Annotated in this window: 11 protein-coding genes; 6 read left to right on the forward strand and 5 right to left on the reverse strand. The window is 59.3% G+C overall.

Annotated features, from left to right (window positions below):
- Positions 1 to 10 precede the first annotated feature (10 nt).
- Both FYK55_RS26085 and FYK55_RS26090 read left to right on the forward strand, forming a co-directional pair.
- Entirely contained in the window at positions 11 to 1,369 is a 1,359-nt protein-coding gene (locus FYK55_RS26085; protein ID WP_150079577.1) for a glycosyltransferase family 4 protein, read from the forward strand.
- The gene (locus tag FYK55_RS26090) at positions 1,366 to 3,228 is read left to right on the forward strand and encodes a heparinase II/III family protein (protein ID WP_150079578.1); all 1,863 of its coding nucleotides are present in this window, start codon (positions 1,366 to 1,368) and stop codon (positions 3,226 to 3,228) included. The genes FYK55_RS26085 and FYK55_RS26090 overlap by 4 nt, the downstream gene beginning before the upstream one ends.
- 89 nt (positions 3,229 to 3,317) lie before the next feature.
- Here the strand turns inward: FYK55_RS26090 and FYK55_RS26095 are convergent, their stop codons facing one another.
- Positions 3,318 to 6,548: a hypothetical protein gene (locus FYK55_RS26095; protein WP_235908990.1), complete on the reverse strand. Its 3,231-nt coding sequence runs from the start codon at positions 6,546 to 6,548 to the stop codon at positions 3,318 to 3,320.
- A gap of 353 nt (positions 6,549 to 6,901) precedes the next feature.
- On the opposite strand from FYK55_RS26095, the gene FYK55_RS26100 reads away from it, so the two are divergent.
- The 4 genes from FYK55_RS26100 to FYK55_RS26115 all read left to right on the forward strand — a co-directional run bounded on the left by FYK55_RS26100 (position 6,902) and on the right by FYK55_RS26115 (position 11,211).
- Positions 6,902 to 8,179, forward strand: coding sequence for a hypothetical protein (locus FYK55_RS26100; protein WP_150079579.1), 1,278 nt, complete (start codon positions 6,902 to 6,904; stop codon positions 8,177 to 8,179).
- 64 nt (positions 8,180 to 8,243) lie between these two features.
- Complete coding sequence (locus FYK55_RS26105; protein WP_150079580.1) at positions 8,244 to 9,536, forward strand: L-rhamnose isomerase; 1,293 nt, start codon at positions 8,244 to 8,246, stop codon at positions 9,534 to 9,536.
- A complete protein-coding gene (locus tag FYK55_RS26110; protein WP_150079581.1) occupies positions 9,533 to 10,987 on the forward strand; it encodes a purine-cytosine permease family protein in 1,455 nt (484 codons plus the stop codon). Before FYK55_RS26105 ends, FYK55_RS26110 begins: the two co-directional genes overlap by 4 nt.
- Positions 10,988 to 10,989: 2 nt before the next feature.
- A complete protein-coding gene (locus FYK55_RS26115) occupies positions 10,990 to 11,211 on the forward strand; it encodes a hypothetical protein (protein ID WP_235908991.1) in 222 nt (73 codons plus the stop codon).
- A gap of 172 nt (positions 11,212 to 11,383) precedes the next feature.
- On the opposite strand, the gene FYK55_RS26120 is transcribed toward FYK55_RS26115, so the two are convergent.
- The 4 genes from FYK55_RS26120 to FYK55_RS26135 form a co-directional block, all read right to left on the reverse strand.
- Positions 11,384 to 13,306 carry a DUF1549 and DUF1553 domain-containing protein gene (locus FYK55_RS26120; protein ID WP_235908992.1) on the reverse strand — a complete coding sequence of 641 codons (1,923 nt, stop codon included), beginning with the start codon at positions 13,304 to 13,306 and terminating at the stop codon, positions 11,384 to 11,386.
- Positions 13,306 to 14,730 carry a DUF1501 domain-containing protein gene (locus FYK55_RS26125; RefSeq protein WP_150079582.1) on the reverse strand — a complete coding sequence of 475 codons (1,425 nt, stop codon included), beginning with the start codon at positions 14,728 to 14,730 and terminating at the stop codon, positions 13,306 to 13,308. The genes FYK55_RS26120 and FYK55_RS26125 overlap by 1 nt, the downstream gene beginning before the upstream one ends.
- Before the next feature lie 104 nt (positions 14,731 to 14,834).
- Positions 14,835 to 15,944: an SGNH/GDSL hydrolase family protein gene (locus FYK55_RS26130; RefSeq protein ID WP_150079583.1), complete on the reverse strand. Its 1,110-nt coding sequence runs from the start codon at positions 15,942 to 15,944 to the stop codon at positions 14,835 to 14,837.
- 201 nt (positions 15,945 to 16,145) lie between these two features.
- Complete coding sequence (locus FYK55_RS26135) at positions 16,146 to 17,057, reverse strand: alpha/beta hydrolase (RefSeq protein ID WP_150079584.1); 912 nt, start codon at positions 17,055 to 17,057, stop codon at positions 16,146 to 16,148.
- Between the last annotated feature and the right edge of the window lie 146 nt (positions 17,058 to 17,203).

Below are 17,203 nucleotides of genomic sequence, written 5' to 3' on the forward strand. Positions count from 1 at the left end.
CACGCCAGTCATGCGCATCGTATTTTTTTCGCACTATTTTCCACCGGAAGGCAACGCGCCTGCGTCGCGCACGTACGACCACTGCGTCCGGTGGGTCAACGATCCGGAACGCAACGTGTCGGTGACGGTGGTGACGTGCGCTCCCAACGTTCCCGACGGGCAGGTTTACGACGGCTATCGAAACCCTCTTTGGCCGCGGCGTGAAGTCGTCGATGGTGTTCAAGTTGTGCGCGTCTGGACGTACATTCGTCCAAACCCAGGTCGCGTTGGATTGATCGTCAATTACCTGTCGTACCTCGTTTCCTCACTGTTCGCCTTCGTGTTCTTCGTCCGTCGTCCCGACGTGATCGTTGCCACCACGCCTCAGTTTTTCTGTGGCATCGCGGGCGTCCTTGCCAGTTGGCTGAAGTGGCGACCGTTGGTTCTGGAGGTCCGTGACATCTGGCCGGAATCGATTGTGACCGTCGGGGCCCTCCGACGCGGCTGGATCGTCAAAGCGCTTGAATCGATGGAACGCTGGATGTACCGACAGGCGAATCACATCGTTGCCGTCGGCCCCGGATATCGCGACAACATCCTCTCCAAAGCCGACGTCGCCGACCACCTGTCGGTCGTCACCAACGGCGTTGATCCGACCGCGTTTCTGCCCCGCGCCGATTGCGAGAATGTTCGGCAACGTTACGACTTGGGAAAGCGGTTTGTTTGCTCCTACGTCGGTACCGTCGGCATGGCCCACGGCTTGGACATTCTGGTTCGAGCCGCGAAGCGCTATCAGCAGGCTGGGCGCGATGACGTCGTCTTTCTGATCGCGGGCGGAGGCGCGCGTCTGGAGGAGTTGCGTTCCCAAGTCGAATCTCAGAACCTCGGTCATTTCTTGAAACTGACCGGACGCGTCGACAAATCTTTGATTCCTGACGTGCTCGCTGCGTCGGATGTTTGTCTGGTGCATTTGAACAAAGTCGATTTGTTTCAACACGTTATCCCGTCCAAGATCTTCGAAACGATGGCGATGGAACGGCCCATCATCATGGGTGTCCGTGGCCGGGCACGTGACATCGTGTTGGAAGCCGGATGTGGCGTCGCCCTTGAACCGGAAAACGACGAACAACTGATCCAGATCCTGGACCAGATGGAATCTGATCCGCAAGCGACACGGCGGATGGGCCAATGCGGGCGTCAGTTCGTGGTTCGGCATTTCAATCGTGACACGCTCGCCGCGGACATGCTGACGGTGATCCAACGGACCGCCGCAGGAGATTCACGTGCTCTGCCCGACCGCGATTGGAACAGTCCCGACCATTCGGTCGAACCAGACGGCGAAGCCGGCACCAAGAACGCTCGCAAGACTGCCGGCCAGCCGTTGCGATGAATTTGATCGCCCCTTCCGGCGGGCGAATCTCCCGCATCGCGTCGCTGGCACGCTACCATCGCCCGTCTCAGTTCGCTTGGCGTTTGAGGCGACTCGCCGAACGCGAACTGCGACGTCGGATCCCCAAACGCTGGGCTTTCGAAACACAGAAGCACACCGCCGATTGGAATCCGGGTGCGCGTGATGCCTTCTTGACCGTCGCACGACATCGATCTTCCCTCGCCAGCGGTCGCAAGCCGCAGGTCCTGGATGTCGACGGAGCGACCTTCTGCTTTCTCAATCAACGCAAAAGTCTCCGCGAAGGCCCCTCGAATGGATCGCCGCTGCGGTGGAATCTCGAGGCGCCTCGCCTGTGGCGTTTTCATCTGCAGTGTCATGAATGGCTGATTGAACTCGTCAATCGAGATCAACACAGCGATGCGTGGCACTTTGTGCAACAGTGGTTGAGCGTCCCGGTTCATGCCCATCCGACGCTTGATCCGGACGCCTGGCACCCGTTCTGCATCTCACGCCGATTGCCGATTTGGCTGACCCTGGCAGCTCTGGCCGACCCTCCGTCAGAAATCCACGTTGCATTTTGGAAATCGATCGCCGACCAAACCGCTTGGCTGGCGAGAAACTGCGAATGGGACCTCGGAGGAAACCATCTGCTTGAAAACCTGGCCACGTTGCAAGTCATCGACAGTTTCGTGGCGATCACACCTTCGATCGATCTTCGATTCGTTGACCAGCAACTTCGGCAACAACTCCGGCAGCAAGTTCTTCCGTCGGGCGAGCATTTCGAACGAACGCCGACGTATCACGCATTGATGCTTCAGTGCGTTTTGCACTGCCTTGAAGCCGATCGATTCTGCCGTCGGCCTTCGACCGATCTCGAGGAGGCGGCGACGTCAATGGCAGGGTTTTTAAAATGGATTCGCCAGCCTGACGGCAAAATTCCGCTGCTTGCCGATTCGACGGTTCAGGAAACTCCGAATGTCGATCACCTGCTGGAATGGGCCGACGAATTCCACGGTCACTGCACCGCGGATCCCTCGTCGGACTATTCGGTATTCGAGAGCTCGTCGGGTGACCGATTGATTCTCGACACGGGGCCCTTGGCGTGTGACCATCTGCCGGCGCATGGTCACGCCGACCTGTTTCAAGTCGTTGCGACGCTCAAAGGACGCGACGCCATCGTCGATACGGGGAACTTCGAATATGCCCCCACCTCCATGCGGCAACATTGCCGGCGTTCGGCGGCGCACAACGTGATGATGATCGATTCGGTCGATCACTGTGACGTTTGGTCCAGCTTTCGGATGGGGCGACGTGGTCATCCCGTCTGGCGTCAATCTGGCACGGACTCCGACTTGAAGTGGTGCATCGCGGCTCACGATGTACACCGCTTTCCGGCGGGTCGCTTGATCGTCGCTTGCGAGGATGGTTGGATCTTTGTGGACTGGTTCGACGGGGCGAACAAACCCGCTCGAGCGGTGACGCGTCTTCATTGGCACCCCGACTGGGTGCTCAGCCTGGACGGCCAGCCGGACGCCGTCCGTGCGTCTGTGCGTCACATGCCCGATTGTCACTCGCTGGTGCACCCACTGGGGATCGATGGAAGCCTTGCAATCGAGAGCGGTTGGTACTGCCCCGACTTCGGAGTTCGCCATGAAAACCAGGTTCTGGTTTACAGCGGCTCGCCAACTCGCTCCGGCGTTCTTGGTCTCTTCCTCAATTTGCGGTCGCAGCCGCAAATCTCGCTACCAAAGATCCAGCTCCTCCAACACGAACTCTCCATCGAACTTCGCGATGGCCGAACGCTTGGCTGGCGGCTAAACGGTGCATTGCCGCCAGATTTTCTGCCCCGCCAGGCGTAGCTTTCCCGCTCGACACGGGCATTCTTCGCTTTCTCTGCGATTCCTTGACTGCAGCCGTGAAGCGGCGACAGCAACGCCGCCTCAGCGAGCTACTTGTAGTCCAACATCATCGTCGCAGTCGTGTCGTGGTCGCTGACGCCCCGCACCCAGCACGCCGAAAAGGCCGTGGGAAAGGCGTGCTGCACCGTTTGACCAGGTGCAACCTTGAACTCCCAATAGTCGACCCAAAGCCCGTTGCCGTCGATGTCCACCTGCACCGTGATCGTGACAGGCTCGGACGAACGGTGCGAAATCTCCAAAGACTTCTGGTCATAGCCACGCATCAAATAGGGATCCGACGGCACGTCGGCTTGCACGTCGCTATCCAGCCACGGTCCGCCCCGACCAATCGGCTTCCCCAATTTCCACAAATCATCAATGCCTCCGAACCACAGCCCGACCTGTTTGTCGGTGTCCGTGAAGATGTGACCATCGTTCTTCGCCGACTTGCGGATTCCCGCCAACACCAGCAATCCGTTCCAGGAACAGAAATCCGTGATCTGCTTTGAATGACTGGAAATTGGACGCATCAAATGAAATGCCGGCGGGCTACCGTTGGTGATCAGCGGGACCTCATAAAAGGTCCCGTGAATATTTGCGAGATGTCGCTCCGACTCGACTTCCCGCGAAGCTCTCGGCCATCCTGACGCAAAGGGCTGGTCGAAACCCGATTCGCCTTTGGGAAGCCGTAACGTGAACCCGCCGCTCTTCAGCACCACCGAAGCGCGATCGACCGTGAACTCGGGTTCGACCTGCAACCGTTCCGTCAGTTCCGATTCCGGTTGAACAGATTCAAACTCGAACTGTGCCTTGGTGAACTCGTAAGCCTTCTCTGGTGAAGTCACGACCCTGAGATTCCGATTGCGTTTGGCCGCATAGACCAAGCCGCCCACCACATCGGAATCGCCCACCTCGGCCAGCCCAGCGAACAGGTCACGGTTCTGTTTCGCGTCTCCGTCGGCGTAACTGGCGGTGGTTTGGTGCAGGAATGCCGTAGCGATGCAATCGCGATCGGTCTTCAACCGTAGCCACACCGCCTGAAAATCTTCGGGCAATTCATCGGCGACGTAGCCGCCACCGGGGACGGCAACCGTCTGCATCGATGTCCATCGTCCGTCGCCTTGCCGATCGACTTCGATCGTGAATGTCACTGGCGTTGCATCGGTTGCGACGACCTCAGGAGCGGCGATGGACGCATTGTCGCGCGGGACAATGTTCAATGGCGACCCCGTGGCGGTGTCAACGAAGGCCGTGTGTGGCATGCCGAAGGCACCCGGTGTGTGTTCCGTCGCATTGCCCGGAATCGTCACGACACCGGCGGCAAACTCCCTCGAGTACACGTTGTCCGCATGGTTCTTGCCCCAGGTGATTTCTAAATCGGTCGCTTCCCACTTGTCGTCAAGTTCTGGACCGCCCCGCTTGTCGACGGCCAAAAAGACCGTCACGGGCTGATCCACTTCGAACGAATAGCCTGGCGCAGGACGATGCCAATCGCCTCGCACGACGGTTACCCGATGCAGTCGGGCCAGTTGCGGTGGGATCGAATGAATGGGTTGCTGGTCACTCGCTCGTAATAGGTCCGATCGTTGGTCTGATTTCTTTCCGACGGCGAAATGAATCACGCGGCGATCGAAGCCGTCGACCAGGAACGGATCCGACCAGGTCTCCGCGCGAACCGAATCCTCGACCCAAGGTCCGCCATACCCGCTGGCCGGCCCCCAGGATTTTAGATCGTCGTAGCTGCCAAACCAGAGATTGCTCTGCGGCTGACCAGCTAGGTCATTGCCCTGGATGCTCGTTTCATCTGTCGCCAGAACCAGTTGCCCGTTCCAGTTGCAAAAGTCTGGAACGTAGCGAAGATGACTTGCAATCGGACGAATTCCGGCGTTGTCCTTCGCTGAGAATGTCTTTGGAAAATCGAAGAACATCCCGTGCATGTCCATCATCCAGCGACCATCGGTGATCTCTCGAATTCGAGGCCATTCCGTGTACCAACCGTGACTGGCGTCGTTGCAATAGGCCGCTTTGGGCAACAGAAACGTGGACCAGGTCCCGTTGTCTAGCAACTTCAATCGCAGGCTGCGGCGATCCCATCCGATCGCCCAAATCGGATCGTCTCCATCGCTGCCGCCGGTGATCCCTTTGGGTCCGGTGACCTCGGTATATTGCCGGCGTTCGATGATTCGCCAGTCCCGGCCATCGTATTCGGCCAGGACCCCGCGTTGCTCTTCGTCGGTCGCCGTCCCCCCCACCAACACGTCGCTGTAGTCGCCGACATGCAGTTCACCGTTGTTGGACACCACCAACCGGCCCTGAGAAGTGTAGCCACCTTTGCCGTGCCACCCCGGGACGGGCTTCTTGAACAATCGCTTCGTTTCCAGCGTGTGCACATTGGCTTCCCAGATCGCCCCTTCCATGTCGATGTAGTAGACCAGGTTGACCGGATCCACCAGGTGGCGAGCGATCGCGGTCACGCGCATCGGCATGTCATCCGGAGAAATGACGCGAACATTCCCTTTCGCATCAATCAGATAATGTGCGATCAACAACTGGTTTGATTCCGGATGAATCATCCGCCCGGCCGGCGTTCCGCCGACACTTTCCGGATGAATCGTCATCGGCTGGCTAAGATCCGGATCGATTGAGAACAGTTTGTGTTCACTGCCGCGCGGTTGATGGGGCGCGTAGTTGACCATCCACAACTTTCCCGCCCACGGCACGACGGCGCCGATCCCGCACTCGTTGTGGCCAGTCTTATAGTGGCCGCCGTTCTGGCTGTAGATTCCGTACGTCGTCAGGTGCGGATAGATTCCGCTGATCTTCAAGTCGGTTCGAATCTCCGACGGTGTGGCGTCGGTCTCTTTCGGCGGCCCCTCGTCGACGTCCTTTCCGGAGTCCGTTGTGACCAGCGTTCCTGCCGCACGGATTCTCCGCCGCTGCTCGGGCGATTGCTTGGCCATCGACCGGCCGTTTGCACGGAACTCGGGACGGTCGGCCAGATTGTTCATTTTCGACACGTCCGACGTCAGACGCATCCCGGACTGGGCGATTCGGTCCAGGTTGGGCGTCCTGATCTCGTGCAACCCGGCAGATCCGTACGCGTCCCAACGCTGATCATCGGTCAGCAGGAACACGATGTTCGGTCGTTCGCGATTCTCAGCAGCGACTGAGAACGTTGAAAGCCAACCGCCGGAGAGCATTCCGGCACAGCCCGCGATTGTGATCCAACGACATAGGACCAATCCAATGGCGGAGTCGACAAATAAAGAGATGTGTCGCATGGCAAGCGTGAACCAGGGAAGGGAAAAGCAGACGGATGATTCATGCCGATTCGAACCGCATCGAGCGTGAGGATTCCAGTCTACCAAACAATTTGCCGCGATCCGGTTCCCGGCTGCTCTGTTGCAACCGCCCACAGCGCTGGTCCATGCCTCACCGGCCGGAAGAAACTAGAATGCATCGCACCCTCTCCGCTCGCTGGTGGAGGCTGTCTACGATTGCCGGGTGCCCGCCCCGGCGGCGACAGATTCTTTTAAACATCGCTTCCTCCTGCGTCCCAGTTCTCGCTCACCGAGCTTGACGTGCTACGATGGCGGGCCTCCCCAAACGTCCCCCCCCTTACAAAGTCCTAACGATGTTCCGACTGTTGGCACTTGTCTGTTTCACCGCCGCTGTGCTCAGCCTCCCGGCACTGGCAAACGAACCCGCAGCGGCGGGTGATTCCCCGCTGTCGGGGCCGCCTTTGAAATGGTGGAAAGGAAATCTCCATACGCACTCGCTTTGGAGCGACGGCGATCAGTTTCCTGAAATGATTGCGGACTGGTATCGTGAACACGGCTACCATTTTCTGGCCCTAACCGATCACAACGTCCTCAGCGACGGGATCCGTTGGATGAAGGTCAAAGACGTGGTCGCACGCAGCGATGAAGGCGTCTTGGATCGGTACCTTCAACGTTTTGGCGAGCATTGGGTTCAGACGCGGGGAGAAAAGGGGACTCCCGACCATCAGGTCCGCCTGAAGCCGCTGGATGAGTTTCGGCATTTGGTTGAAGAACGCGGTCGGTTCATGATGATGCCGGCGGAAGAAATCAGCGACCGAGCCGAAGGCAAACCGGTTCACATCAACGCGACCAATATCGCTGAGGTGCTCCCTCCGGCGGGCGGCGCTACGGTCCGCGAAACCATGCAGAACAATTTGCGAATGATCCTGGCGCATGAAAAACAGCACGGTCGCCAAGTGCTGCCTCATATCAACCACCCCAATTTTGGCTACGCGATCACGGCCGAAGATCTGGCCGCGGTGACGTCCGAACAATTCTTCGAGGTCTACAACGGGCACCCCGCCGTCGGCCATCTCGGGAACGACGATCACCCCAGCGTGGAACGCATTTGGGACTTGGCGAACGCCATCCGACGGACGAATCTGAATGTCCCACCGCTGATGGGGATTGCCACCGACGACAGCCACGAGTACCACGGCGTCCCCGGTTCACACCCCGGCCGTGGATGGGTGATGGTTCGCAGTCGTTTCTTGACCCCAGAGCACATTCTGAGCGCGATCAAACGTGGCGATTTCTACGCATCCAGCGGCGTGACGCTCGGCGAGGTCCGCTTTGATCAAGCGACCGGGACGCTGTCGATTCAAATTGACGCCAACGACGGGGCCACCTATCGCACCGAGTTTATCGGAACGATGATCGACGAAGGGCAGCAAGACGAAAGAATCGGCGTCACTCTGAAGACCGTTCATGGTGTTTCGCCAACTTACCAGTTGACCGGCAAAGAACTGTATGTCCGCGCCGTCGTTACCAGCAGTCTTCCCGCGGATGATCCATCGTTCGAAGATCAGATGCGTCAGGCCTGGACGCAGCCCGTCGGGTGGCGTTCGGAAAACGAGCCATCGCAACCCTGATCACTCCGTTTTGGGATGCCCGCCAAGGCCCCGACGATAACCGATCGACTTCGATACGTGCAGCATGTCTGATACGAACAAAGCATTCGAATTGGCTCGTGAACGTTACGCGGCACTCGGCGTCGACGTGGATGCGGCGGTTGAGCGATTGAAAACCATCCCCGTCTCCTTGCACTGCTGGCAAGGCGATGATGTCGTCGGTTTTGAAGGCACCGACAACGAATTAGGCAGCGGTTTGGCGGTCACCGGCAATTACCCGGGCCGGGCGCGCACGGTCGATGAATTGCGCCGCGATCTGGATGTTGCCTATTCCCTCATCCCGGGAAACCACCGACTGAACCTGCATGCCTTGTACGGCGAATTCTCCTCGCCAACTGACCGAAATGAAATCGGAATTCAGAATTTCCAAGGCTGGATCGACTGGTGCCGAGACCGTCATCACAGTCTGGATTTCAATCCGAGCTTCTTCGCCCACCCGTTAGCCAGCGACGGCTCAACGCTGTCTCACCCCGATCCGGCAATCCGCCAGTTTTGGATTGACCACGGAATCGCCTGCCGTCAAATCGCCAGCGAGATGGGCGCCGCCCAAGGCAATGCCTGCATCAACAACGTCTGGGTCCCGGACGGCAGCAAAGATTCACCGGCCGACCGCAAGGCACCTCGGGAACGACTTGCCGAAGCGCTGGACGAAGTATTTCGCGTCGCGTTCCCCGAAGCGCAATTGCTGGACTCCGTCGAATGCAAGCTGTTCGGCATCGGCTCGGAAAGTTACGTCGTTGGATCGCACGAGTTCTATCTGGGATACGCGATCACGCGTCACAAATTGCTTTGCCTGGATGCCGGCCACTTCCACCCCACCGAGGTCATTTCGGACAAGATTTCGTCGACGTTGCTTTACGTCCCCGAGTTGCTGCTGCATGTCAGCCGAGGCGTGCGGTGGGACAGTGACCACGTCGTCACCTTCAACGACGAATTGCAAGCGATCATGCAGGAGATTGTTCGGGGCGGATTCGAAAGCCGCGTTCACATCGGGTTGGACTTCTTCGACGCCAGCATCAATCGAATCGCCGCCTGGGTGATCGGGACGCGCAACACGTTGAAAGCACTGTTGATGGCGCTTTTGGAACCGCGGGAAACACTTCAGGATTTGGAGCGTGACGGCGATTTGACCGGCCGACTGGTACTGATGGAAGAGCTAAAATCGATGCCCTTCGGTTCCGTCTGGGATCACTACTGCGAATCATCGGGTGTTCCCGTCGGCGCCGCTTGGTTGGATGCGATTCGCGAAGACGAAAGGCGAGTGCTTGCACGACGGGGCAATTCTGTCGCTACAGCTTCATCGGAGAACATCGCGTGAGCGAAGATCGATCCGAAACGGGTGGGGAGTTTGAACGCGAACCGGTCCCCGACTCCGCGCTGCTGGGGTCCGGCAAGTTCTGGGGCATGTACGCGGGCGAACACACCGCCGGCACCGAATTCATGATCGGTCCGCTGTTTCTGTCGGCGGGAGCCAGCATCCAAGATTTGATCCTAGGGCTGCTGCTGGGCAACTTCCTGGCCGTGTTGACCTGGCGGTTTCTGGTCACGCCGATCGCGACCCGGAAACGAATGACGCTCTACTACCAATTGGAGCGGATCGCCGGTGGCTCGCTGGTGAAGATTTACAACCTGGTCAACGGATTGCTGTTTTGCTTTCTGGCCGGCGCGATGATCACCGTGTCGGCAAGCGCCGCCGGGGTCCCCTTCGGAATCTTCTACGAGGTCCCCTCGGCGACATTTGGTTTTGGCGCTCCCTCCTTTACGGCGTTGGTCCTGGTGGTGGGCGCGGTCATGGCGATCGTCGCCGCCGGCGGGTATCAGACCGTGGCCCGTGTTGCCAACATCGCCGCTCCCTGGATGATCGCCATCTTCGCCGCCTGCGGTATCGTTTCCCTGGTTCAGATGAACGCCACCGGGATCGATTCGATCGTTCGCGGCGACTATTGGCGTGACGCCGTGCAGTTTGTGCAGTCTCGGAACGGGCCGCAAACATTTGGATTCTGGCAGATCGTCGTCTTTGCCTGGCTATGCAACGGAGCCATGCATTTCGGGATGTCGGACCTGTCGATTTTCCGGTTCGCCCGCAGCCGATCGTCAGGTTGGGCACCGGCCATCGGGATGTTTCTGGGCCACTACATGGCCTGGATCGCCGCCGCCCTTCTGCTGGCGGCACTGATCAAGGTGCAGCCGGATGTGGCGGTCGGAAGTGACGGCCGGGTCAACGCCAACCCCGGGTTGCTGGCTTACCAGGCGTTGGGCTGGGCGGGCATCCTGTGCGTCGTGATTGCCGGTTGGACAACCGCCAACCCGACGATCTATCGAGCCGGTTTGGCATTTCAAGGAATTCTGCCGGCTACCTCGCGAAGCGTGATGACGCTGGTTGCCGGCGCTGTCGCAACGCTGGCCGGTGCGTTTCCAAACCTTTCGGCCCAACTGCTCGATTTTGTCGGGACCTACGGAACCGTCCTCGGCCCGATGGGAGCCGTCATTGTGGTGGACTTCTATTGGATGAAACGATTCGGATTGCAGAACGAATTCGCGCACCGTAGCGGGATCAAATTCAATCTCGCCGTTTTCATCGCTTGGCTGCTTCCCGTTGCTGTCGGACTTTATCTAATCATCTGGCGAGATCTGTTTGCCGCCTACGCGGTGATTCCCGCCTGGTTGGTTTGTGGCATCCTCTACCTGGTGCTCAGCAAGTTCACGCAGCGTGAGGCGGTTGCCGCGACGCAGCCGAATTGGAATCACTCCGCCAACGCGGGAGCTTGACCATGGGAAGCAAACAATCGCCGACGATGACTCGTGTCCTCAAAGCCATCTCCATCGTCGCACTCATGGCAACGTTCGCCCCCTGCTTGCTCTTTCTGGGCGGATGGATGGGACACGTCGCGGTAAAACATTGGACGCTTGCCGGGACCGTTGCCTGGTTTGTCACCACGCCGTGGTGGATGAGCCGGAACCTGCCGGTCGACGCAAAAGAAGTGGAAATCTGAATCGATGTCCGGCGCGTCTTCTACCAAGTTTTAAAGTAGGCACTCTCACCAGAGCGTGCATTCTGCTGTCTTGCCACCCTTCGGCAATGATAGCCACATCGAATTTGCGACAAGCGGGTCGTTCATTCTCCCTCCGGGAGAACCGGCCGTCGAAGCAGCCGGAGAAGATTCGTCAGTCCAAGTAAATGAACTCGGATGCGTTCAGCAGTCCGGCACAAACAATCAACAGAGCTTCTCGTCGGTCCGCTTCTCCGGCCAACAGTTCGCGGCACTTTCCAAGCTCGTCTTCCGTTGGTAAACGGGCAAACGCCAATCGAAACGCGTGCTTTAGTAGCTCCGCGTCGTCCTTCCCTGCGGTCTCACGCTCCAGCCGGTCACGGAACTTGCGGGCAGCATCGAACGCCAGTTCACTGTTCAAAAGGTGCAAAGACTGAATCGCCGTTGTCGAACGGTCTCGCCGAGCACAGCTCGCTCCGGCGTCAGGACGATCGAATGCGTCGAAGATGGGGTACCGCAGGTTTCGCCGGGCGAACACGTAAATACTGCGTCGCACATGATCTTCCGGATCTTCGCTCGACTTCCACTGACCTTTCAACAAGGTACTGACCAGCTCATCCGGTAGAGGTGGCAACACACTTTGGCCTCCGTAGGACCGGTTCAGCTGTCCGCTAACCGAAAGCAGAGCGTCACGAATGATCTCGCCCTCCAAGCGTCGCCTCGGGAATCGACTGTACCACTCATTTTCCGGATCGTTCTCAATGGCGTGCCGCAGCGTCTCTCGCTGTTGATCGCTGCCGTCGAAACCAACGTGACTGGCCTGTCGGTACGTCGATGACAGCAGGATGATCCGGTGCAGGCGTTTCAGGTTCCAACCGCTTTGACGCAGTTCAACCGCCAACCAGTCCAGCAGCATTTCGTGTGACGGTCCGTCCGCAATGACGCCGAAATCGCTCGGATTCTCACAAAGGCTCTTGCCGAAATGATGTTGCCAAATCCGGTTGGCGATCACCCGGCCGGTCAAAGGATTCTCCGGAAGAAACAGCCAATCCGCCAGAGCGACGCGAGGATTCTTGTTGTCGAATTGTGACAACGGCTCATCGGAGCTTGCGATTCGAGGCGGACGCGGCTTCAACCTTGGCCCCGCGTTGGATAGTTCTCCGCGACCATACAATCGCGGCACGATCGGATCCGAATAGGATGCCAGCTCCGTGACATGTCGGTCACGTTTCAGCGGCGGCACCGCGGATTCAAAGATCCCCCGCAGTCGATAGAAGTCGGCTTGGCTGATCGGATCATACTTGTGATCGTGGCACTGGGCGCAGTGCATTTGCAATCCCAGCAGTGACGCGCCGACTGTGGATGCGATCTCGTTCAACTTGTCATGTCGACGCAGGTCCTGCTCGTTGATATCCGGCATGTCGGGCCCCGCCATGCAGAACATCGTCGCAATGGAGTCTTCGGATCCGACCAGGTCCCCGGCCAGCTGCAGCCGCACGAACTGATCGTAGGGCATGTCCTGGTTCAAAGCGTCGACGACCCATTGCCGATAGCGCCACGCGCCCTTGCGTACCTTGTCGTGTTCGAAACCATCGGTTTCGGCGAATCGGGCCAAGTCCAACCAGTGCTGTGCCCAGCGCTCGGCATAGCCGGGCGACGACAGAAAACGGTCGACCAGACGCTCGTAGGCGAGGGGCGATTTGTCAGCTTCGAAACGCTCCAATTCTTCAACCGTCGGCGGAAGTCCCAGCAGGTCAAACTTGACGCGTCGAAGCAGTGTGGCGCGATCCGCCGCGGGCTGCGGCGCCAGTGATCGCTTCTCCAAACGACGTAGAATGAAAAAGTCGACCGCGGTTGATGGCCAGCCAGAACGCTCGACAGCCGGCAGAGGCGGACGTTCGATCGGCTGAAAAGACCAGTGATCGCGGTCGAACTCCGAAATCTCTAACTCCAGCACTTCGCCGGCCGCTTCCTGGTCCCCCGCTTCGTTCTCGGCGAGGGCCAACCTCGCGCTGCCGATCACCGGGATCAAAGCGCACAGCAGTGCCATCAACCGGCACGTGACCATGACCAGGCAACAACGCAAAGCGTTTCTCATCACGCCAAAATCTCCGGAACAATTTCGACATCGTCGGTCGGCCCGATCAGACGTTCATCCAGCCCGTTGTGGTAGTACGACAGATCCTCGTGATCGATCCCCAGCAGGTGCAACAGCGTCGCGTGAAAGTTTCGGATGTGCACAGGCTTTTCGACCGCACGCAGTCCGACCGGGTCCGTCGCGCCGTGTGCCATTCCGGCCTTGACTCCGCCACCGGCCATCCAGATCGTGTAACCCCACGGATTGTGATCACGGCCTTTACCCGATTCGCTCATCGGCATCCGGCCGAACTCCCCACCCCAGATCACCAAGGTGTCGTCCCACAACCCTCGCTGCTTCAAGTCTTGGAGCAGCCCGGCAACGGGTCGATCGGTTGCCGCACAGTGGGCCGTGTGGTTTTTCAGGACGTCGCTGTGAGCATCCCAGCCGTTGGTGTCCCCCGAATAGACCTGCACAAACCGCACGCCGCGTTCAATCATCCGCCGAGCCAGTAAACAGCGCTGGCCGTAGTCGCGTGTCTCCGCACGATCCGTTCCATACATCCGATGCGTCGCCTCGGTTTCCTGCGCCAGATCAACCAATTCCGGCGCTGAGCTCTGCATCCGAAAGGCCAACTCATAGGCCTCGATCCTGGCGGCCAACTCATCGTCGCCCGCGCGACCTCGCAAATGCTGTTGGTTCAGATAGTTTGCCACCCCCAGCGCTTTGCGTTGCTGGTCGCCGTCGAAACCGCGGGGTGGTTGCAGGTGCAAGATCGGTTGCGTCCCGGCACGCATCGTCACGCCCTGGTAACTGGCTGGCAGAAAGCCGTTTCCCCACGCCGGCGGCCCGCCTTTCAAACCACCGGCCGGATCCGGCAACACGACAAATCCCGGCAAGTCTTCATTTTCGCTTCCCAGACCGTACGCAACCCAGCTCCCCACACTCGGCCGGCCCATCAAGATGCTGCCGGTATTCATTTGGTAAACCGATTGCGGATGGTTGACGCTGTCGCCGTGCATGCTGCGAATCACGCACAGGTCGTCGGCAAACCTGCCAATCTCCGGCAAGAAGTCACTGACCTCCAACCCCGATTGGCCGCGTCGGCGAAACGGCTTGATCGGTCCCAGCAGCGGATTGCTGGCGACCTTGCGGCGTGTTTTGACCGCCCCAAAACTTTCCGGGATCGGCTGCCCCGCCAGCCGTGCCAAATCCGGCTTGGGATCAAACAGATCGACGTGACTGGGACCGCCGTGCATGAATAGCCAGATCACCCGTTTGACTCGCTGCCGCGACGGATCATGCCACCGCTGCGAACGCGGCTCCGCCGATCGCGCCTGAACGCCCGAAGGTGGAAACAGAGCCGACATCGCCAAAGCGCCAAACCCGCCACCGGCATTCAGCAGAAACTCGCGTCGGTTGGCTGCGGCAATCGGATCATTCATCGAATCGTGCCGTGATGGACAAGGCGGGAAGGCGGGGCAGGGACCCACTATCTTAGCGGGCAGAGGTCCGGCAAGCAAAACCGGACGATCCGATTGGGTTTGGCTCAAGAGCCAATGGCTTTCCGCAACACCGGCTCAAGTGCGTCTGCCTGATGGAAAAAGCCCAGGTCCGAGGGGTGGGATCCGTCCGTCGTGTCATCCCGGTCGGACGCCAACATTGCTTCACCATCGACGTAGAACAGGCGATCAACGCCCGCGTCGACCAGCTGCTGATGAGCCTTCCGAAATGCTTGACGACTGGATTCGTTTCGCTGTTGGCGTGACGGCCGGATCCAGGCGTCCGCGTAGGTGCGGTCTTCCACTAACACGATGGGCACGTCCGGGTGCGCCGACCGCAACTGATGAACCATCGGTCCGGTTCGCGTGGCCACCTCATCGGCAACCATGTTCGGTAAGCAATCCAGCACATACACGCACGGATCCAATTCAACCAGAAACCGCCCCACCTCGGGCTCCAGTTTTCCGTTTCCGGAAAAGCCCAGGTTGATGACCGGACGGTTCAATCGACGTCCCAGAATTGCCGGATGCGGCATCCCCGGCCGTGAAGCGCACGCACCATGCGTGATCGATGTCCCGTAAAACACGATCGGCGGATCCGGACGAGGAGCAATGGGTTCAAACCGAGCCCCCGCGGCCACGCCAATCTTCAGTGATTCCGTCCCGTTGTACAGCGGAAGGTAGACGGCATAGTCCCGCATTCCCGGCCGCAATCCGCTGACCAGCGAAACCTTCATGTGCTGCTGGGTCGGACGACTGACCGCGACCCACCGCCAATTGCCTTCGTCGTCCGTCGCGTAAAGATCCAATCCGCTCACACCCGTCGCGGGCATGTGAGGCATGGCTAGATTCGCAGAGGTCACCGCGTGATCGGCATGGATCTCTGTCGCGTCGGTCCGAAACCTCACCAGCATGCCAGCGGAATGTCGGCTCAGATTCCAAACGGCATCACGAACCACGCCCTCGGCAGCCGCCGGTAATCGATCAAAGTACTTTTTCGTGTCCTCGAAACCACGGCCCTCGACGCCCCAATCCTGAACGTCGTGCCACTGCAAGTCATCCGGTGACGACTCGCCAAACACGTTCTTCGTTGATAGGCAGGCAGCGCCTGCGACCGACGCGGCCAGCAGACTTCGTCGGGAGAATGGAACTTGCATGGAAAGACTTCTCGCGGATGAGTTGAAGACGGTGTGGAAGATTGAAACCTGGCCCGTATCTGGACAGCGGCACGATGCAGCGGAAGGCTCCTGCGTCACGAAGTCGATTTAGCGACGGTGGACAGACGGTGCTGCAGAATCCACGCTCTGGCAAGTGTGGCTCCCAAAGCGGTTCTGTCTGGTGAGTTGCTGCGTCGTTTCCTACTCGGCGGCGACGACTCCGATCCTGCGCAACCAGTTCGCGCACAGCTCCGGCCATTGATCCGCACCGGAAAGGTTTTTGGCCAACCCGACGCCATGTCTGCCCTCGGGAAAGACGTGCAGTTCCGCGGGGACGCCATGCTCCTGGCAGGCCAGGAAATAATCCAGGCTGTTCTGCACGGGAACCACGCGATCGGCGGCCGTGTGGAACAGGAACGTCGGCGGCGTGTGCTCAGAGACCTGCCGCTCATTGGACAGGTCGATAACGAGCTCCGGGTCCGGATCGGCACCAATCAAATTCCGTTGGCTGCCGCCATGGGAATAGGGCTTGTCGAACGCGATCACCGGGTAACACAGGATGCTGAAATCGGGTCGAGAAGAAACCCGCGCGACCGGATCTTCCGACACAGGATCGGCCTTGGCGAAATGCGTCGATACGGTCGAGCAAAGGTGTCCGCCGGCAGAGAAACCGATCACTCCGATCCGATTGGGATCCAAATTCCATTCGGACGCGTTCGCACGCAACGTCTGAATCGCACGTTGCGCGTCGATCATCGGCGCCGGATGACCGTACCCTTTACCGTCGTTCCCCTTCCCTCGAAGCCGATACGTGCAAATCGCCGACGGTATCCCCAAGGAATGAAACCACTGGGCGAACTGGTAGCCTTCGTGGTCCATCGCGTGCCCGTTGTAACCGCCGCCCGGGAGGATCACGACGGCGGCCGTGGGTTCTTTGGATTCCACCCGAGTCAAAATCAGCTTCGGAACGTCGCCCTCTCCACGCAGCGTACTTCCCGGTGGCAATCCGGGCCACAAGTCAAGCGTTGTCGACTCGGGCTGCTCAGCGGCAAGCTGCGAACAACAGACCGCAACGGCAATCACAAACAGCAAAGAACGGCGGGGGCGAAGCATGGGCGTCAAATCCGGTGGGTGGGGCTTGTGGAAGGCCCGCCATTGTAGCTGCGTCCATTGCGGCGTTGTGAATCGTCGCCCCTCTGGCTGCATTCGCGCTCGATTCCCGGGCGGGAATCGGTTCCGACCGGGGCTCCGTCATTCAG

Source organism: Roseiconus nitratireducens (assembly GCF_008629675.1).
GTDB classification, from domain to species: Bacteria; Planctomycetota; Planctomycetia; order Pirellulales; family Pirellulaceae; genus Stieleria; species Stieleria nitratireducens.